Below are 19,014 nucleotides of genomic sequence, written 5' to 3'. Positions count from 1 at the left end.
CCTCCATAGGCCACCACCAACAATATTCAAAGGGGGTAGAAATGGCATTCAAGAGAACCATACATGCCGTAGATACGCATGCAGGCGAACCGATGCGCGTTGTCACTGGCGGTGTTCCCAACGTACCCGGGAAGACTGTGCATGAGAAAATGGTATGGCTGAGAGAAAATGATGACCAGTTGCGTAAGCTGATGCTACGTGAGCCTCGTGGTTACCCACCTCTCTGCTGTAACGTCATCGTGCCCCCCTGTCATCCCGATGCCGATGCCGGCTATGTGATCATGGAACAGATCGAGTATCCGGTCATGTCTGGTGGCAACACCATTTCCGTGGTGACGGTGCTGCTTGAAATGGGCATGCTGCCGATGCAGGAGCCCGTGACGGAGCTTGTTCTCGAGGCGCCGGCCGGGCTGATTCGCATCAGGGCCGAATGCAAGGATGGCAAGGTAAAGAGCGTCACTTTCAAGAATGTTCCCGCGTTTGCCGCCTACCTTGATGCAGAAATCGACGTTCCCCATCTCGGCAAGGTAAAGGTCGACGTGGGATGGGGGGGGATGTTCTATGTCATTGCCGATGTCCGACAGTTTCCCTGGATAGAGCTCACACCCGAGCATGGCGCGGAGATAGCGAGGGTCTCCGCCATGATCAGGCAAGCAGCGATTGAACAGCTGCCTGTCGAACACCCGGATTACCCAGGGGTTGGCATCACGATATCACAGCTTTCTGGGCCGGCGAGTAGCCCGGATGCCGATTGGAAGAATGTCGTGACGGTGGCATCCGGTGACTTTGACTGGGATAACCCCAGCACCTGGACAGGTGCCATCGACCGATGCCCATGCGGAACGGGGACATGCGCAAAGATGGCGGTCCTTCATGCCAAGGGCGAATTGCCGTTGAACCAAGACTTTCGCCATCAGGGCATCCTGGGTAATGTATTCACGGGGCGGCTGGTCGAGGAAACGACAATCGGTGAAAGGGAAGCGGTAATTCCTACCATTTCCGGAAAGAGCTGGATCTATGGGATCAATACCTACGTACTGGATAATGATGACCCGTTCACGGAAGGGTTCTGCGTGAAGGATATCTGGGCGTAAGGATAAGGGACCCACTCTTTTCGGGAATGGTTATCAAGCAGGGTCAACATCAACAGCATGAGAGGTGTGTTTTCTCTTGGATCAGCAAACCCTTTCGGCCGGTGAGGCCCTGCGGTTAGCCGAGCGAGCTTGCCTTGCCGCGGGGGCCAATCAGGCTACCGCGTACGCTTTGGCAAAGGCAACGACTTCGGCCGCTCTGTTCGGTCGTTCCGGCGTTGGCTTCCCGCATCTGCTGGATTATCTCTCCGGCTTCCGCGCGGGACGCATTAATGGTGAAGCCGAACCGACCCTGAGCTCGCCCCTCCCCGCCGTCCTCCATTCGGATGCCGATGGCGGTGTGGCACAACTCGGCTTCGATCGTGCCCTGCCAACCCTGGTCGAGAGAACTCGCACGCTGGGCGTGGCCCTCTTGACCCAAGGCAATAGCTATCCCCCTGGCGAGCTGGGTTACTATGCCCGCCGCCTTGCCCTGGAAGGTCTTATCGCCCTTGCCGTGTCCAACAGCCCGGCCGCGGTCGCGGGCTCCCCCGGTGGCAAGATCGCTTTTGGCACCAATCCGATGGCTTTTGCCGCCCCCTTGGCCGAGGCTGATGCGCCACTCGTCATTGACCAGGCATCGAGTGCGACGGCCTTCGTCAGCCTGGTAAAAGCTGCAGAAAGTGGGAGCAAGATCCCCGAGGGATGGGCAATCGACGAGAAGGGCGAAATGACCACCGATGCGGCGGCCGGCCTGCGCGGTGCCCTCTTGGCATTCGGCGGAGCGAAAGGCGCAAACGTGGCCATGATGATCGAGTGCCTGGCCGCCGGATTATCCGGTGCATCATGGTCGCTCGATATGCCGGATTTCCAGAGCGGGAGCCGGCCGATCGACGCGGGAATGACGATCATCGCGATCCAGCCCACGGTGATCGACAAGGAGTTTTCTTCCCGGCTCACCCGACAGCTTGACCGGATCGCCGAGCGTGGTGTCTATGTACCCGGTCGCCGCCAGGTACGAAGCGATATTTCGGAAGAGGACCACATTGCAATCGATTCTATAGTACTTGAAAAGATCCGCCGCTCCTTGTGAGTGGCGGATGGGGCGCTACCTCGATGCCGATACTCTCAGGATCATGACGGCGAGATCATTTCTGTTGGTGGTATCCTGCGGTTCTATCGATTAGGCCGCTCAAGCCTTCTCAGGGAGTTCGGTTCAGCGACCCGCAAGCACCAGATGGCCAACAGGGGCACCTCGCAAGGCTTCATGGCATGCGTGATCCCGGGATCATATATGTACATCCTGTGGGGCATCGTTGCTAGGCCGAAGTCGCTGCCTGGACCAGAGGAGGGCACAACTATGCATAATGGTGTCGTGGTGGGAATCATCGGAGGGCAGGGCAGTACTGGCGCCGCCGCCAGGCCTGGAGGAGGGCGCGATCATGGCTGATATATCGAAGGATGTCATGGTGGGAATCATCGGAGGGCAGGGCAGTACTGGTGTCGCCGCTAGGCCTGGAGGAGGGCGCGATCATGGCTGATATATCGAAGGATGTCATGGTGGGAATCATCGGGGGGAAGGGCAGTACTGGCGTCGCCGCCAGGCCTGGAGGAGGGCGCGATCATGGCTGATATATCGAAGGGTGTCGTGGTGGGAATCATCGGGGGGCAGGGCTGGATGGGCCGCTCCCTGGGGCTGGCCTGGCTGGAGCAGGGGGTGCTGCCCCCCGAGCAGCTGGTGATCTCCTCGCGCTCCGATGGCGAGGCCTACCGAGACTGGCCCGGGGTGCGCTGCGTCAGGGACAACAGTGAGCTGGCCGCCCTGGCGGATGTCATCGTGCTGTCCATTCGTCCGGAGGATCTCGCCAGCGTCGATATCGGGGCACATGACAAATTGGTCATTTCCCTGTTGGCGATGGCTTCCTCGCAGGAGGTCTCACGCCGGGTGGGAAGCCGCCGAGTCGTGCGCGCCATGCCGAACGCGGCGGCGGAAATCCGTCGCGGCTACTTTCCGTGGTATGCCTTACAACAGGTTACCGAGGCCGACAAACGGCTCGTTCAGGCCTTGCTGGAGAGTTGTGGCGCAGCACGGGAGCTTCCCGCGGAACGCGACCTCGACTACCTGACGGCCCTGAGCGGGGCCGGCCCGGCCTACCCGGCCTTGCTGGCTCAGTCGATGCTGGCGCATGCCAGGCAGATGGGGATCGCCGACGATATCGCCCGCGAGGCCGTCATGCAGACCCTGGTGGGCGGCAGCCTGTTGTTGGAAAGGCTTGGAGACGATCCCGGCGACATGGTGGAGCGGCTGATTGCCTATGACGGCACCACGGCCAAGGGGCTGCGCACGATGATCGACGAGGGCATTCACCAGACCATTCACCGTGGCCTTGCGGCGGCCCACCGGGCGGCCAGTGGCTCAGAGTAAGAAAGGTGTGATAGATAGGAAGGTGGTCATCGAGCCTCCGGTTCGAGGCCACCCGCTATGTCGCGCGACACTCTTCTTCTTTCTTTCGCTCATCGTATGCTTTCATCCACTCGGCAAGCCGGGGGGTGTGCCGTGAGGCGAATCGCGCCATATCCTGTCGCCGGTAAGGCTGGCCGGTAAATATCTCGATATAATCGGCCATCCGCCCCATGCGTTCCTCTTTGGTTTCCTGGGTGCGCATCGAGATATAACCGATCTGCGTCAGATAGATGGTGCGGGCGCGGACATTGGCGTTGTGCGGTGAGTAGTCGAAACGGACGAACATCTGGGTCAAGGCATCAAGCCGTACCTGGTCGGCAGACGCGACCTCAAGGGCGACTTTCGGAGACTGCATGGCCCAGTTGCGCACGGCGAACTCGAACTCCGAGTCGAAAAGAGTATCATCCAGCCAGCAATCAAAGACGTTCAGCATGGCCTCGACGATCGTGTCGGCATAACGCTCCGTCTGCGAGACCAACCCCTGGGTATTCTTGGCCTTCCAGCGCTCGATCAGGGCCTCGAGCAGGGCATCCCTGTCCTTGAAGCACCAGTAGAAACTCGTACGGGAGGTCTGCAAGGACTTGGCCAGTGGCAGGATCTTGACCGATTCCACACCCGACTGAACCAGCGTATTGTAGGCGGCATCCAGCCAATCATCCCTTCGCCCCTTCTCGACTTCCGCCTTCATCATTGACCTCGTCACATTGCTCGCCACCCAGTGCAGTAGGGCAGCCCATCTATTCATTCATATCCACTTGTGACCTATATACTGACAAGAATGTACAGTCCTCGCCAGCTTTCCGGATGGTCACGTCCCCTGGGGGAGGCACGGTGAATCTATTCATAAAATTGATTTTCAAGGTATTTCTGGAGACCGACGGAGAGGCAGGCCTCCCCGTGGCGAGGGCCTGGCTCAGGTGATCCTGGGCTCGCCAATCCGCTGGCCTTGATAGGCGAAGTGGCGGTGTCAGCCCTGCCGGGGGCGCACCAGGAACACCGACGCCCTGGTGTGGGTAGCGACCTTGCCGCCATGGGAGGGGAGGACGACGTCCAGATGTGTCGGCGGGTGGGTGGACATGATCACCAGATCGGCACCGATCTCGTCGATGGCATCGATCAGCACCTCATCCAGATCGGCGATGGGGTCCGGGCTGGTGATGACCCGGGCGCTGACCGGCTGCCCGTGCACTTTGGCCTGCTGCGCGGCGAAGGCCTCCAGCTTCTGCTGATACTCCTCCGGGGTATGCGCGACCTTGCTGGGCGCGGTGGCGGTGACCGCCACATAGCAGACCTCGGCGCCGAAGTGCCTGGCCTGGTCTGCCACCACATGAAGCGAGGGTTCGATCACCTCGAGGTGGGCCAGATCCACGGGAACCATGATCTTGCTGAACATAGCGGCGCTCCTTCCGAGTGGGGGCTGGTTGAATCCTCATGATTCCAGTCTACGCAACTCGCCCAGCAGCGCCTGGAGCGGATGGGGCAGCACGGTCGCGGAGAGCCGCCGAGCCTGGCTGCGGCAGGAGTAGCCGGTGGCCAGCAGGCGGCCGGCGTTAGCGGCGTCCTCCACCCGCGGCTGCCAGGACTGGGCGTAGATGGTCTTCGAGGTGTCGAGGTTGCGCGCCTCGTGGCCGTAGGTGCCGGACATGCCGCAGCAGCCGCTGGCCACCACCTCGAGCTCGAGGCCGAAGGCGGCGAACACCCGCTGCCAGGCCTTGGGGGTGCCCGGGGCATTGGTCTTCTCGGTGCAGTGGGCGAGCAGCCGATAACCGGGAGCGTCGAGGGCGAGGCCGGCCGGCGCCAGGGTCGGCGCCCGCTCGTCCAGCCACTCGGTCAGCCATTCCGGCAGCAGCCGCACCTCGGGCACGGCGGCCTCGCCCAGCGCCTTCACGTACTCCTGGCGGTAGGTCAGGGTCATCGCCGGGTCGATGCCGACCAGCGGCACTCCGGAATCGGCCAGCGCCCCGAGCCGCTTGGCCTGCTTCGCCGCGGTGCGTTCGAAGGCGCCGAGGAAGCCCTGGACGTGCAGCGGCTTGCCGTTGGGCGCGTAGGGGACCACGAACACCCGGATGTCGAGGCGATTGAGCAGCTCGACGACGTCCATGACCAGCGTCGATTCGAAGTAGCTGGTGAAGGCGTCCTGCACCAGTATCACGCTGCGGGTCTTCTCGGCCTCGGTGAGCCGGCCCAGGTTGGCGGGGGTGGCATCGCTGACGCCCCGGGCCGCCAGCCATTTCCTGAGGCTGGTCCGGGACAACCGCGGGCTATCGACCATGCCGATGGGGCCGGCCAGCAGCCGGTCCACCAGGCGGTTGCCCAGGGCGGCGTTGTAGAGCGGGGCGATCCGCGACAGCGTCGGCACCATAAACTCCAGGCCGCCGATCAGGTAGTCGCGCAGCGGGCGCAGGTAGCGGCCGTGATAGAGCTCCAGAAACTGCGAGCGGAAGGTCGGCACATTGACCTTCACCGGGCACTGGCCGGCGCAGGACTTGCACGCCAGGCAGCCGGCCATGGCCTCATACACCTCGTGGGAGAAGTCCGCCTCGCCGCGCCGCCGGGCCAGGGTGTTCCTGAGCCGCAGGGGGAAGCTCTTGACGAAGCCCCAGGCCCCCTCGGCCTGCTGCCCGCGGGACTCTTCGAGGACGTCGACACCGGCGTGGCCCTGCAGGCGCAGCCATTCGCGCATCAGGCTGGCGCGGCCCTTGGGCGAGTGGACGCGCTGGCGGGTGGCCTTCCAGGACGGGCACATGGCGTCATCGGGGTCGTAGTTGTAGCAGGCGCCGTTGCCGTTGCAGTAGACGGCGTCACCGTGGGCCTGCCAGACCCGCTCGTCGATCTGGCGGTCGTACTGGCCACGGGTCGGCACGCCATCGATGGTCAGCAGCCCCGGATCGACCAGCCTAACCGGCTCCGCTGGATTGGCGGCAAGGGTGGTAGACGCTTTGCCCGCGGTTTCGGGCGGGATATAAGGAGTCGCGATCTTGCCCGGATTCAACTGGTTGTGCGGGTCGAAGGCGGCCTTGAGGCGACGCAGGCTGGGGTAGAGCGGGCCGAAGAAGGCCGGGGCGTACTCGGAGCGCACGCCCTTGCCGTGCTCGCCCCACAGCAGGCCGCCGTACTTCTGCGTCAGCGCGGCGACCGCGTCGGAGATCTCGCGGATCAGTCGCTCGTCGGCCGGGTCCTTCATGTCCAGCGCCGGTCGCACGTGGAGTACCCCGGCGTCGACATGGCCGAACATGCCGTAGGCGAGGCCGCGGGCGTCGAGCAGGTCGCGGAACTCGGCGATGTAGTCGGCCAGGTGCTCCGGCGGCACCGCGGTGTCCTCGACGAAGGGAAGCGGCCGTCGCTCGCCCTGGACGTTACCGAGCAGGCCCACGGCACGCTTGCGCATGCCATAGACCCGGGCGATCTGGGCGCGGCCTTCCGCCAGGGTATAGCCCAGGCGCTCGACGCCGGCGTCTTGCTCGAGATGGCGACAGAAGGCGGCGACCCGCCCGGCCAGGCGCTCGGGGTCGTCGTCGTTGAACTCCACCAGATTGATGCCGTGCGTTGGAGTATCCCCTGCAGCAGGGAAGAACTCGGCGACGTCGTCCCAGATAAAGTCCTGCATGGCCAGGCCCAGCACCTTGTCGTCCACCGTCTCGATGGAGGTGGGGCGCGCCTGCGGCTGGGTTTGTGAAGAGCTGCCGCTGGACATCAGCGCCTTGGCGTCGCGCAGGGCGTCCATAAAGCCCGCGTAGCGCACGTTGACCAGGGTCGAGTGCTTGGGGATCGGCAGCACCTTGAGTACCGCCTCGCTGGTGAAGGCCAGTGAACCTTCCGCGCCGCACAGCACGCTGTTGAGATCGAAGCGGCCATCCTCGGTGCGCAGGTGCGCCAGGTCGTAGCCGGTCAGGCAGCGGTTGAGCGGCGGGAAGGTGTCGCGGATGCGCTGGCGCTCGGTGTCGATGATCTCGCGGGCGACCCGATGTACCCGGCCCACGGCGTCGTCGCGGGCGCACAGGGTGTCGAGCTCGGCCTCGCTTACCGGCCGGGTGGTGAGGCGCTCGCCACCGAGCAGCACGCTATCGAGTTCGAGCACGTGATCGCGGGTCTTGCCGTACTCGCAGCTGCCCTGGCCGCTGGCATCGGTGGCGATCATGCCACCGATGGTGGCCCGGTTGGAGGTCGAGAGCTCCGGGGCGAAGAACAGCCCATGGGGCTTCAGGGCGGCGTTGAGCTGGTCCTTGACCACCCCGGCCTGGACGCGCACCCGACGGGCCTCGACGTCGATATCGAGGATGGCATTCATGTGCTTGGAGACGTCGACCACCAGGCCATCGGTGAGCGACTGGCCATTGGTGCCGGTGCCGCCGCCGCGGGGGGTGAGCACCACCTGGCGGTGGGCCGCTTCGCCGGCCAGCCGGGCGAGACGCTCCAGGTCGGCCACGCCAAGCGGGTAGAGCACCGCCTGGGGCAGGCGCTGGTAGAGAGAGTTATCGGTGGCCAGCACCGTGCGGTTGGCGTAATCCGGGGCGATCTCGCCCTCGAAGCCGGCATCCGCCAGGGCCTCGAGAAAGCGCAGGTAAGGTGCGTCCCGGCCAGGAAGGGGCGGCGGCGACTCGGTAGTGTCCAGTCGTGTAATCATGACTTTGTATACTCTCTCGGGCTAGCAGCGACCATGACCATACATACCGCTCGACGGGCAATGGACTTCACCTGGACACGAAAAAGTCGAACCATGTCCAAGAAAAAGCCGTGACATTTACCTCTCCGGCCCCGCCCTCCACTGGTTGTACATCAGGGTGGCGGCCACCCCGATATCCAGCAATGGTCTCGGCGGGTTCTTGGCAGGACGTGGTTGCGACAACATATATCTCAATAGACCAGAATCCTTGTTTGCCAGATGATCGGCGATAAGCTTGCCGGTTATCGTTCCCTTGGTAACCCCGATACCATTATGACCGCCGGCACCAAACACATTCTTTCCCAGCTCGCCGAAGTAGGGCGCATGATTACGGCTCATGCACATTACCCCGCCCCAGGAATATTCCATCTCCACATTGTCCAGCATCGGGAAACGCGCATTGTAGCCATTGACGATATGCTTTTTGGCATTTTCAAGATCAGTGGGCGAGCTCTTGCCGCCAGGGTTGAAACTGAAGCTATTGCGCACCAGGATTCGCTGATCCGGCGTGCGGCGGACCGTGCTGCCGAAAGGGTCCGCGGGGATCACCCCCCAGCAAGCATCACCACCCAATCGCTGTTGTTCGGCTTCTGTCAGCGGTCGAGTCAGCCCCGCATAAGTGAAGATGGGAAGCAGGGTCCCGGAGAGGTAACCAAATTCCTGGGCGAAGATATTGTTCGTCAATATCAGCTTGCGAGTCTTGATCATTCCAGCGGGAGTATGCAACTGGATACGGCTGCCATGCTCGATCCGAGTCACCGGCGTCAGCTCACATAGCTGGACATTCTCGGGAAGCGTTCGTGCCAAGCCACGAGCCAGGGCCGCGGGCTGCACCAGTACCGTTCCTGGGGTGTAGAGTCCCTGTTTATAGTAGCCGGTACCCAGCTTCGACTGCATGTCGGAGGTATTGACCATGTGGCACTCGGCGCCGAGCCGCTCGAGCCCCGAACGATAGGCCTCCAGGACCTTGATGCCCTTGTCATTGACGGCGGCTTGCACCTTGCCGCAGGCACGCCAATCGCAATCGATGCCCTCTTCCTCGACGATCTCTCGAAGATAGCCGATAGCGGCGCGATTCAGCGACAGGTCCATGCCTGCGACCTTGAGATCCCCGATATAATCCGGGGCGGAAAGGTCGTGAGGCAGGTCGATCAAAAACCCGGAGTTACGACCAGAAGCCCCGTCTGCGACACACTGGGCGTCCACCAGCAAGATGGTGTCATCTGGGCGGTGAGCCGCCAACTGACGTGCCGCGGCAAGGCCAGTGAATCCGGCACCGACAATCACCCAATCGGCTTCGGTCGGCCCTTCGAGTCGCCGAGGATCGTGCTTCGGGAGTATCTTGGTCCAACCACAACTATCATCATCGGCTGGCAGGTTGTTGATCTTCATTGTTGAGCACCTCTTGAGTGGGCAGATAGCCCCGCCTTATCCTAATCACCCAAAACTCTTGCTGTTTTAATATCCGATTCCACCGTCGATAACGAAGAGGAGGCGTCGATGTGAAATCAGGTGGGCTATCAGGAACACCCACCTGTCTAGATATCAGGCCACGTTGTAGATGACGTAATACTTGGTGACGGGCTCGATCACTTCCCAGCTTCCCTTGAAACCGACAGGAATCACGAAGGCATCCCCGGTCTTGAAGGTGCTTTCCTCGCCGTCTTCATCGGCCAGGACGATATGCCCTTCGATCAGGTAACAAAATTCGTGACGCTGGCTGTAGTCGACGGACCATTTGCCGATCTCCGAGCTCCAGGTGCCCGAGAGCAGTTCCTTGGCGGCAGAGGCATACATGTTTTGCAGGCTCTGCTCGGGGGCGCCACTAAGCCGGCGCTCCGACTCCACCACGGACGTGCTTGTGGGTGCGGTGCTGTTCTGGAAGTCGATGATTTTCACTGCAGACATCGTTGGGCTCCTTTGAGTGCAGAGTTTTAGTTGGCGAACTGGTAGGCGGTCTTTACACGGGTGTAGAACTCTGCGGCATACCTTCCCTGCTCACGAGGACCATAGCTCGAGCCTTTGCTACCACCGAACGGAACATGATAATCGACCCCCGCCGTGGGCATATTGACCATGACCATGCCGGCCTTGGCGTGACGCTTATAGTGTTCCGCGTATTTCAGGGAGGTCGTGCAAATGCCGGAAGACAGGCCGAAAGGCGTATCATTGGCCTCTGCCAGGGCGGTTTCGTAGTCGGCCACCCGGGAGACGGTGACCACCGGCCCGAACACCTCTTCCTGGCAAATGCGCATGGCGTTATTCACATCCGCGAAGATGGTCGGCTGCAGGTAGTAGCCATCTCTATCCGCCTCGACCCGATTGCCACCCGCCAACAGGGTGGCGCCTTCTTGCTTGGCGATATCGATATACTCCAGGTCTTGCCGAAGCTGGCTCTCGCTGGCGACAGGGCCAATCTGTGTCGTTTCATCGAGGGCCGGGCCGACACGCAATGCTTGCGTCTTCTCGACGAAGCGCTGGATGAAATCATCGTAGATGCCGTCGGTCACGATGACGCGTGAGCTGGCCGTGCAACGTTGCCCCGTGGAGTAGAAACCGCCCTGGACGGCGACGTCGACGGCCTGTTCGAGGTTGGCATCGTCCAGCACGATCAGCGGGTTCTTGCCCCCGAGTTCGAGTTGCACCTTCGCCATGCGTGCGGCACAACGCTGGGCGATCATGGCGCCAGTATTGACCGAGCCGGTGAAGGTCACGGCCTGAACGGCATCGCTGCCGATAATGGCATCACCCACCTCGGAGCCCGGGCCGACCACCATGTTGAATACGCCGGCGGGGAGGCCAGAGCGAGAAATGATCTCGGCCAGGGCCCAGGCGGAGGAGGGCACCAGTTCGGAAGGCTTGAAGACGACGCAGTTGCCGTAGCATAACGCCGGCGCGATCTTCCACGCAGGAATGGCAATCGGGAAGTTCCAGGGCGTAATAATGCCAACGACGCCAACGGGCTCCCGGGTGATATCGACGGTGGCTCCCTTGCGCACGGACTCCAGGCGCTCGCCACCGATACGCACTGCCTCACCGGCGAAGAACTTGAACAGGTAGCCGGCACGGGTGACCTCCCCGATGCCTTCCGGGAGTGTTTTGCCTTCCTCACATGACAGCAGAGCCCCAAGCTCTTCGCGCCGACTCAGGATCTCGCTGCCGATGAAGTCCAGGGCATCGAAACGTTCCTGAGGGCTGGACGTCCCCCAGGCGGGAGCCGCCGCCGTCGCCGCCGCTACCGCCTGCTCGGCTTCCGCACGCCCGGCACGACTGAAGCGGTCGACAATATCGGAGAGATCGGAGGGGTTCTTGTTCTCGAGCACATTATTCCCAGCGGAAATAAAAGCGCCATTGATGTAACTGGTTTTCATGACGGTTTCCTGTTTGGCGAGTTAGACCAGGTTGGTGGGGGTGCCTTTATTCCACTGATTGATGTTTTCGATGGCACGATCCATCAACCCCTGCATGGCTTGCTGGCTGCTCCAGGCCACATGGGGGGTCATGATGAAATTGGGCAGTTCCATCAGCTCTAGAAGTGGCTCATCCGGTCGGATGGGGTCTTGTTCAACGATATCGACGGCGGCACCGGCCAGAACACCGGAGCGCAATGCTTCGGCGAGGTCGCTTTCGTTGATGATGCCGCCCCGAGCCGCATTGATGATCACCGCGCCCTTCTTCATGCGCTTGAGTTCCGTCAGGGTGAACATATCCCGGGTCGAACTGTTCAGCGGGCAGTGCAGGCTGATGGCATCACAGGTTTCCAAAAGCTCGTCGAACGACACGAGCGGCAACTCGGAACTCGTTTTCCCTTGGTTGTAATAGACCACATCCATGCCAAGACCCGCGGCCATCTTCCCCATGGCCTTGCCAATCATACCGGTACCGACGATGCCGATACGGCTGGCATGAATATCGTTGACCTCGTAGTCGAGAAAGACGTTGGTCTGCCAATCCTCTCCATACCACTCGTTGCTCTTCAGCAGGGTGTGATAGGACACAATCTGCCGGCGCAGGGCCAAGAGTAATCCCAGGGCATGCTCCGCGACGGTGGCGGGAGAGTAGGCGGGGACATTGCTGACCTGGATGCCATGCTCATGGCAGTAATCGACGTCAACGTGGTCGGTACCGGTCATGGCGACACAGACCATCTGCAGTTTCGGCAGTTGTGCAAGTTCAGCGGCACGCACCGGTGCACCGCAGGTCACGACGACCGTCGCATCCTTGGCACGCTCAACCAGTTGCTCGCTTTCAGTGTAGTCATACTCGACCCACTGATGAGGGAACTCGGGTTTCGGAAGGTGAATCTTCGGTGCCACGGCACTCTTGTCAAGAAAGACGATATTATGCATAACCTCCACCAATCAGCTCTTTTTTGTGGGAACATATCCGGCCGGCGCGAGCGACGCCAGCTTGCGAGTCACCCAACCGGCGGTCTTGTTACGGTCTTCCAGCGCTTCCTTGCGTACGAGTGCGTCGCGCACCATATAGCCGCCGATATAGCGGAAGGGTTCTATCGGAAAACGCTTGATTTTCGTATCGACCAGGCCGCAACGGCTCCATTCATCGTCTTTCTCGAGGGTTAGAGAGGCGACGATGCGGCTCGCAAAAACGGTCGTGGCAACGCCGTTACCCGAGAAGCCTATCCCGTAAACGATATTCTCATGGCCACCGAGATGCCCAAAGGTGGGCAGTCCATTCATGGCTCGATCAAGAGGCCCCGTCCAGCTGTTGATAATCGGTACGTCAGACAAGTTTGGATAAATGTTATGGAAGGCCTCGGTTACCCTTTTTGCGGCAGGAGAGGGGCCTTCGTACATATCACCAACGCGACCACCAAAGCCGAATCTGCCTAAGGGCTTACCGAAGATCACGCGTCCTTCCGGGGTGTTGCGGTAGTAGTTGAGCACCACCCGGGAATCGGTCATGCCTTCACCGCCGGTGAAACCGATCTCCTTGAGACGCTCGGGCGCTTTGGCCGTCGCCACCATGTCGCTGGAGACCAGTGCGATATCGCGGCGAAGCTCCGGGAAGATAGCCCCCCAGGCGTTCATGGCGACCACGACCTTTTGCGCCTTCACGCTGCCCTTCGTCGTGTGGACAATCGGGGTCTTGCTGCGCTCGAGGCGTTTCATCGGTGTTTTTTCGTAGATCTCGACACCGAGTCCCAGGGCGTGGCGCCGCAGGCCTCGTGCCAGCATCGCGGGCTGTACGGTGGCGGCATTGGGGTCGAAGATCGCTTCGATATTTTTCGGGCTTCCGGTCCTCGCTTGCGCCTCACCGGGGGCCAGCGCGATAAAGGGATTCACGCCATATTCGTTGAGGGAATCCACCAGGACGTCCCAGGAGCCTTTTTGCATGTCGGAGCTGGCCGACCAGATCCAGCCTTCCTTACGGTACTCCGCATCGATGCCGTTTTCCTCGCAGAACTCACCAATTTCATCAATGGCGGATTCGGCGGCCTTGCAGATACGCAGGGCTTCTTCGTGGCCGCAGAGCTTGCGGACAGACAGGAATTTCCCCCACCAGTTGGTGGCGACACCGCCATTACGGCCACTGGCCCCACCGCCGCACAGGTCACGCTCGATGACGACGACCTTCAGCCCCGGCTTTTCCCGCTTGAGCCGGATAGCCGACCAGAGCCCGAGATAGCCTCCACCGATGATGCAGACATCCGCATCGATATCCCCCTGAAGCGATGGCGCGACGTGGCTGTCGTAATCCAGCGCCTGCGCGTACCAAAAACCCCTGTATGTATGCATATCTCGCTCCTGCCGTCGCCTTGATTATCTTTGGAGTCAGGGGATGGTCTCCCCTGACTCCTCTGATCTATCAATTAAGTTTGCGGGCCAGTAAGCTACTTGATGGCTTTAGCCACTGGGTTAATCGCCAACCGAGTATCATCCCGCCACACATCTCATGATGGTAAAGTAAGTTGAGATCAGGTGATGATTATTTATGGTTTTCCACTTCCTTGAGATTGCTTACAGGTCGGCCATTCATTTCATTCAGCATCGAGGCGAATTGACGCTGCACAGAGTTATTTGGTGCAGGGGTAACCAGAGTTACTACGGCAATAGCCAGAACCGACAGGATGAATCCCGGAACAATCTCGTAGATGTCGAAGATGCCGCCATTCAGTTGTGCCCATACGACCACGGTCAGGCCGCCCGCGATGATACCGGCCAAGGCCCCCCACTGGTTGAGGCGAGACCAATAGAGCGAGGCGATCAGGGTCGGGCCAAAGGCAGCGCCGAATCCCGCCCAGGCATAGGACACCAGGCCCAGGACATTGGACTCGGGGCTCATGGCCAGCAGGACCGCCACGATAGATACGCCAAGGACCGCCAGGCGGCCGACGAGGACTAGCTCTCCTTGAGTGGCATCACGCCTAAAGACGGCTTTGTAGATGTCATCCGCGATGGTCGAAGAGCAGATCAGCAGTTGGGAATCGGCCGTGGACATGACTGCCGCCAGGACAGTCGTCAGCAGGATTCCTGCCACCAGAGGATTGAACATGATGTCGATCATGAACATGAAGATACGCTCGTGATCATCCAGACCCTCGGGGAGATAGGCATTACCGATGATGCCAATCAGCAGTGCCCCAACTAGCCCGATGCCCGTCCAGCTTACGGCGATGGTGCGAGCCACGGGAATATTCTTGGCATCATCGATACCCGCGAAGCGGGCCAGAGAATGTGGTTGACCAAAGTAACCAAGACCCCAGGCGAGTGAGCTGACGATGGCTACCCAGGTCAACAGATCTCCGCTCGAGGCGTCGCGGAAGACATCCAGCATGCCGGCCTTCGCCTCGCTGACAGCGGAGAAGGTCTCGTTCACTCCTCCCAGCTCATGAATGGCTACCACCGGCACGATGACAAGAGTGAGAATCATCATCAGGCCTTGGATCACGTCGGTCCATGACACGGCGAGATAGCCCCCGAAAAAGGTATAGGAGACGACTGCCAGGGCTCCGATCAGTACCGCCAGGGTGTAGTTGAGACCGAATACCGTGTTGAGAAGTTTGCCACCGGCGACCAGGCCAGAACTGGTGTAGAAGAGATAGAAGGTAATGATGAAGCCTGCCGCTACCAGCCGAAGAACCAAGGCGCGATCCTGGAACCTCTCGGCGAGGTATTCGGGAATGGTCAAGGAGTTATTGGCGATGAAACTATAGACGCGCAGGCGCCGCGCAACGATCAACCAGTTGAGCAGGGTCCCGGCCAGCAGCCCCGCAGCAATCCAGAACGACGACATCCCCATGAGGAACGCGGCACCCGGCATGGCAATCAGCAACCAGCCTGACATTTCTGATGCACCACTCGATAGCGCGGTGGCGAAGGGACCTAGGGTACGACCGCCAAGCACATAATCGGAGAAATCCGAGGAGCGTCGGTATGCGACTATACCGATGATGAACATGACTACGAAGTAAACTAAGAAGGTGCCGATCACGACGCCTTGATTGGCATCAATCATATTCCACCTGATTTATTGGAGGTTGTTGGAATGAGGACTGGCGATAGAAGCACTGGTATGTGGTTTCGCCGACTGGCCCGCCCCCTGAGGCTGAGGTTTAGCTGGTAGTCACCGAGCGGTGATGTCCCTACCTCCAGCCATTATCAATGGAATGTACACTTGTGTCATATGAAATGACAATGGTGTACTGTCCAGATTGCGACCAAAGTTGTATGGGTGGCGGGGTGGTGCGTTAAGGCGCCTGGTGGGGCGACCGTCTTGGCTAATGAGTAACAGGAGAATCCTGTTTTAAAACATAGAGATATGTCGATTCTGTGGTTCTCGACCAGAGCCAGGCCGAGGTGCGCACGCTGTCTACGCCGGACTCCGGCAGCAGGACGAAGGCGGCATCGAGCCAGGCGTCCCGGGAGCCCTTGGCGGGCGCATCGGTGGCGCGATCGGTGGTGGGCATGGCGGCGCTCTCGTTAGGGGAATGCGCGAACCGTACAGTTGTGTCAGTTTTATGTACATAATGATTGGTCTGCGCCTCGACCCGCCGCGTTATGCGCCCTATACCAGTGGCCAGCACGAGTACCGGCGTTACCTGAACAGCGATACCCACCCGAGAGATGCCCGGGTGGCCTGAGGAATACAGCGAGGCCTCGCCACGGTCCCTTCGGCGCCGAGGCGAGGCCTATTGCTTTTATGGGGTGGATCGGGGCGTTAACGCGCCTGCCCAAGATAGTCGTCGGTGGTCGTGACCGTGCCGTAGGCGAAGGCCAGGGCGGCCATGATGGTGGCATGGACCTGAGCCGCCGGTACCGTCTTGCCCTCGAATTCCAGGTCAAGGGTGGCGCAGGCATCATGAACGATCGTCGTCTTGTAGCCGAGGTCCGAGGCGGCCCGGCTGGTGGCGTCGATGCACATATGACTCATGGCGCCGATGATCACCAGCTCCTCGATAACCTGTTTATCCAACAGCGCCTTCAGGCCCGTCTCGAGAAAGGCGTTGGGGTAATGCTTCAGCAGCACCGTCTCCGATGCCAGGGGGGTAACCGCCGAATGGATCTCCACCCCTTGCGTGCCGGGGGTGAAGAAGGGCGCCTCCGGGTCGGGCATTTCATGACGAACGTAGATGACGGTGTCCTGCACCGCCCGGGCGTGCTCGATGACCCGGGCCGCCTTCGCGACGGCGCTATCGATCCCTTCCAGGGGCAGCTTGCCGGCGGGGAAATATTCGTTCTGGATATCGACGACGATAATCGCGCGTTTGCTCATGGTTCAGGTCCTCTGGTCGTGGCGGTGGCCCGCCGACTGGATGGGATCGCCCGGTACCCACTGTCGGCATGGGACGGGGCCGGGCAATCGTCGTGGGGCGATCAGAACGCCATGACCTCGCCATCGGCGGGGATCAGCACGCGATCCTCGATGCCTGCCTCCTGCACGTAGTGGCGAAGTTCATCGCGGCTCAGGGTCATATGGTTCACGGCGTCCAGATGCACCGCGATGATGGTGGCCTCGGGGGCCGCTCGATAGGCGCGCAGGGTATCTTCCTTGCCCATGATGATGGGGTCGCCCTCGAAGCCGTCGACCTCGGCGGCGCCGGCATTCAGCACGATCACCTCGGGCCGGTAGCGTTCCAGCGCCTGGTCGACCTCGTCGCGCCAGAGCGTATCGCCGACCACATAGGTGGTCTGGTGGCCCGGCGCCTCGAAGATCACGCCCATCACCTCGCCGAGGGCCTCGGCCAGCTCGGGGACGGCATAGATGGCGTCGGAGCCGTGCTGGCCGCCGGTGCGGTGGAGGCTGACCCCGCCGAACTCGGCGCTGCCGTCGAGGAGGCGCACGTCGGTGAAGCCCTGGGAGCGAATCAATTCGGCATCGGCCGCGTGCTGGGCGAACAGCGGGATATCCTTGGGCAGCAGGGCCTGGGCCGCATCGTCCCAGTGGTCCAGGTGGGTGTGGGTGACGATCACCGCGTCCACGCCGTCGATCACCGCTTCTGCCGGCATCGGCAGTTCCATCAGCGGATTGCGCAGCTCGCTGCGATGGGTGCCCTCGAAGCCGGGGTAGGTGCCCTGTTCGGCCAGCATCGGGTCGATCAGGAAGGTGGTCTCGCCATAGGTGATCTTCACCGTGGCATTACGAATCTGCTGCACCTGCTGGGTCGTCTGCTGCTCGGCGGGCTCGGCGGAGGCGCCGCCGGCGACCAGGGCCGTGGCCAGGAGCAGGGAAGCGGCGAGGGGTTTGAGTGACATCTGGGATCTCCTGAGTGTCGCGGTCGATGGGAACACTCTAGGCGGATCGGCTCGGCCGGATAATTGGCCCGAGTGACAGTAATCGAAACTTTCGGGCCAAAATGCCAGACTGAGGTCCCAACCCTCGGGAGATGAACCATGTCCTTGCCCCGCGTGGGGCTGATTCTCTATCCGCGTTTCAGCCCCTTTCATTTCTCGGTGCCCTATATGGTGTTCGGCATGGCCTGGCCCGAGCGCCCCCTGTTCGAGCTGCTTATCGTGGCGCCGGGGGGAGAGCCCCTGGAGGCCGAGCGGGCCATGACGGTACGACCCGACGGTGGCCTGGAGCTGCTGGAGGAGGTGGATATCGCCGTGGTGCCCGGCTGGCACGACCTGGACGAGCCGCCGGCGCCGGAACTGGCCGAGGCCCTGATGCGCTGTCATCGGCGGGGCGCCCATGTGGTGGGACTCTGTTATGGCGCCTATGCCCTGGCCTATGCGGGGTTGCTGAATGGCCGGCGGGCCTCCACCCACTGGATGGCCGAGCAGGACTTCGGTCGCCGTTTCCCCGAGGTCGGCCTGGATACCAATGCCCTCTATGTGGAGGAAGATCGCCTGGTGACTTCCGCCGGTACCGCCGCCGGGCTGGACTGCTGCCTGTTCCTGGTGCGCGAGTACCATGGTGTGCGCATCGCCAACCAGGTGGCTCGCCTGCTGGTGGTGCCGCCTCACCGGGAGGGCGGTCAGGCGCAATTTATCGAGCAGCCGGTGGCCATCTCCACCCAGGATGCCCAGATCAACCGCCTGCTCGACCATCTGCGCGAACACCTGGCCGAGACGCACTCCCTCGATGCCCTGGCCGCCCGCACCGCCATGAGTCGGCGTACCTTTACCCGCCATTTCCACCGGGCCACCGGCATGACGGTGGGGGAGTGGCTGATCCACGAGCGCCTGGGGCGCAGCCGTGAGCTGCTGGAGACCAGCGCACTGCCCATCGAGCGAATCGCCGAGCGATGCGGCTTCCAGACGGCGACCGCCTTCCGCCAGCACTTCCGGCAACGCTATCGGGTCAGCCCCCGGGAATGGCGGAAGACCTTCGGCGAGCCGGGGAACGAGCGCTAA

The 19,014-nt window shown here is 61.5% G+C and carries 17 protein-coding genes; 5 read left to right on the top strand and 12 right to left on the bottom strand.

From position 1 onward, the window contains the following. Window positions 1-41 precede the first annotated feature (41 nt). From ACQ1W9_RS15205 to ACQ1W9_RS15195, 3 genes are all read left to right on the top strand, one after another. Entirely contained in the window at window positions 42-1,094 is a 1,053-nt protein-coding gene (locus ACQ1W9_RS15205; protein ID WP_346064284.1) for a proline racemase family protein, read from the top strand. A 76-nt stretch (window positions 1,095-1,170) separates the two neighbouring features. Continuing rightward, window positions 1,171-2,163 carry an Ldh family oxidoreductase gene (locus tag ACQ1W9_RS15200; protein ID WP_431024128.1) on the top strand — a complete coding sequence of 331 codons (993 nt, stop codon included), beginning with the start codon at window positions 1,171-1,173 and terminating at the stop codon, window positions 2,161-2,163. A 531-nt stretch (window positions 2,164-2,694) separates the two neighbouring features. Continuing rightward, window positions 2,695-3,495 carry a pyrroline-5-carboxylate reductase family protein gene (locus tag ACQ1W9_RS15195; RefSeq protein ID WP_431024127.1) on the top strand — a complete coding sequence of 267 codons (801 nt, stop codon included), beginning with the start codon at window positions 2,695-2,697 and terminating at the stop codon, window positions 3,493-3,495. 55 nt (window positions 3,496-3,550) lie between these two features. Here ACQ1W9_RS15195 and ACQ1W9_RS15190 read toward each other — a convergent pair whose 3' ends face one another. From ACQ1W9_RS15190 to ACQ1W9_RS15145, 10 genes are all read right to left on the bottom strand, one after another. Continuing rightward, the gene (locus tag ACQ1W9_RS15190) at window positions 3,551-4,225 is read right to left on the bottom strand and encodes a TetR/AcrR family transcriptional regulator (RefSeq protein ID WP_431024126.1); all 675 of its coding nucleotides are present in this window, start codon (window positions 4,223-4,225) and stop codon (window positions 3,551-3,553) included. A 276-nt stretch (window positions 4,226-4,501) separates the two neighbouring features. Beyond that, the gene (locus ACQ1W9_RS15185) at window positions 4,502-4,927 is read right to left on the bottom strand and encodes a universal stress protein (RefSeq protein WP_346064295.1); all 426 of its coding nucleotides are present in this window, start codon (window positions 4,925-4,927) and stop codon (window positions 4,502-4,504) included. Window positions 4,928-4,963: 36 nt separating this feature from the next. Then, window positions 4,964-8,158 (bottom strand): D-2-hydroxyglutarate dehydrogenase YdiJ, encoded by a 3,195-nt coding sequence (ydiJ, locus tag ACQ1W9_RS15180; RefSeq protein WP_431024125.1) that lies wholly within the window; start codon window positions 8,156-8,158, stop codon window positions 4,964-4,966. 117 nt (window positions 8,159-8,275) lie between these two features. Further along, complete coding sequence (locus tag ACQ1W9_RS15175) at window positions 8,276-9,589, bottom strand: NAD(P)/FAD-dependent oxidoreductase (RefSeq protein ID WP_431024124.1); 1,314 nt, start codon at window positions 9,587-9,589, stop codon at window positions 8,276-8,278. Between the two features lie 153 nt (window positions 9,590-9,742). Next, window positions 9,743-10,105 (bottom strand): cupin domain-containing protein, encoded by a 363-nt coding sequence (locus ACQ1W9_RS15170; RefSeq protein ID WP_431024123.1) that lies wholly within the window; start codon window positions 10,103-10,105, stop codon window positions 9,743-9,745. A 26-nt stretch (window positions 10,106-10,131) separates the two neighbouring features. Next, complete coding sequence (locus ACQ1W9_RS15165; protein WP_431024122.1) at window positions 10,132-11,568, bottom strand: aldehyde dehydrogenase family protein; 1,437 nt, start codon at window positions 11,566-11,568, stop codon at window positions 10,132-10,134. A 21-nt stretch (window positions 11,569-11,589) separates the two neighbouring features. After that, window positions 11,590-12,546, bottom strand: coding sequence for an NAD(P)-dependent oxidoreductase (locus ACQ1W9_RS15160; protein ID WP_431024121.1), 957 nt, complete (start codon window positions 12,544-12,546; stop codon window positions 11,590-11,592). Window positions 12,547-12,558: 12 nt separating this feature from the next. After that, window positions 12,559-13,956 (bottom strand): NAD(P)/FAD-dependent oxidoreductase, encoded by a 1,398-nt coding sequence (locus tag ACQ1W9_RS15155; RefSeq protein WP_431024120.1) that lies wholly within the window; start codon window positions 13,954-13,956, stop codon window positions 12,559-12,561. A 190-nt stretch (window positions 13,957-14,146) separates the two neighbouring features. Beyond that, window positions 14,147-15,676 carry a sodium/proline symporter PutP gene (gene putP, locus ACQ1W9_RS15150; protein WP_431024119.1) on the bottom strand — a complete coding sequence of 510 codons (1,530 nt, stop codon included), beginning with the start codon at window positions 15,674-15,676 and terminating at the stop codon, window positions 14,147-14,149. Between the two features lie 262 nt (window positions 15,677-15,938). Continuing rightward, complete coding sequence (locus tag ACQ1W9_RS15145) at window positions 15,939-16,127, bottom strand: hypothetical protein (RefSeq protein WP_431024118.1); 189 nt, start codon at window positions 16,125-16,127, stop codon at window positions 15,939-15,941. A 51-nt stretch (window positions 16,128-16,178) separates the two neighbouring features. On the opposite strand from ACQ1W9_RS15145, the gene ACQ1W9_RS15140 reads away from it, so the two are divergent. Next, the gene (locus ACQ1W9_RS15140) at window positions 16,179-16,301 is read left to right on the top strand and encodes a hypothetical protein (RefSeq protein WP_431024117.1); all 123 of its coding nucleotides are present in this window, start codon (window positions 16,179-16,181) and stop codon (window positions 16,299-16,301) included. A gap of 77 nt (window positions 16,302-16,378) precedes the next feature. Here ACQ1W9_RS15140 and ACQ1W9_RS15135 read toward each other — a convergent pair whose 3' ends face one another. Together ACQ1W9_RS15135 and ACQ1W9_RS15130 are read right to left on the bottom strand one after the other, a co-directional pair. After that, window positions 16,379-16,933 (bottom strand): cysteine hydrolase family protein, encoded by a 555-nt coding sequence (locus ACQ1W9_RS15135; RefSeq protein WP_431024116.1) that lies wholly within the window; start codon window positions 16,931-16,933, stop codon window positions 16,379-16,381. A 101-nt stretch (window positions 16,934-17,034) separates the two neighbouring features. Further along, the gene (locus tag ACQ1W9_RS15130) at window positions 17,035-17,913 is read right to left on the bottom strand and encodes an MBL fold metallo-hydrolase (protein ID WP_431024115.1); all 879 of its coding nucleotides are present in this window, start codon (window positions 17,911-17,913) and stop codon (window positions 17,035-17,037) included. 138 nt (window positions 17,914-18,051) lie between these two features. On the opposite strand from ACQ1W9_RS15130, the gene ACQ1W9_RS15125 reads away from it, so the two are divergent. Then, complete coding sequence (locus ACQ1W9_RS15125; RefSeq protein WP_431024114.1) at window positions 18,052-19,014, top strand: GlxA family transcriptional regulator; 963 nt, start codon at window positions 18,052-18,054, stop codon at window positions 19,012-19,014.

It is taken from the genome of Halomonas sp. H5 (genome assembly GCF_050613175.1).
GTDB classification, from domain to species: Bacteria; Pseudomonadota; Gammaproteobacteria; order Pseudomonadales; family Halomonadaceae; genus Bisbaumannia; species Bisbaumannia salifodinae.
This window is presented reverse-complemented; position numbering and strand designations above follow the sequence as displayed.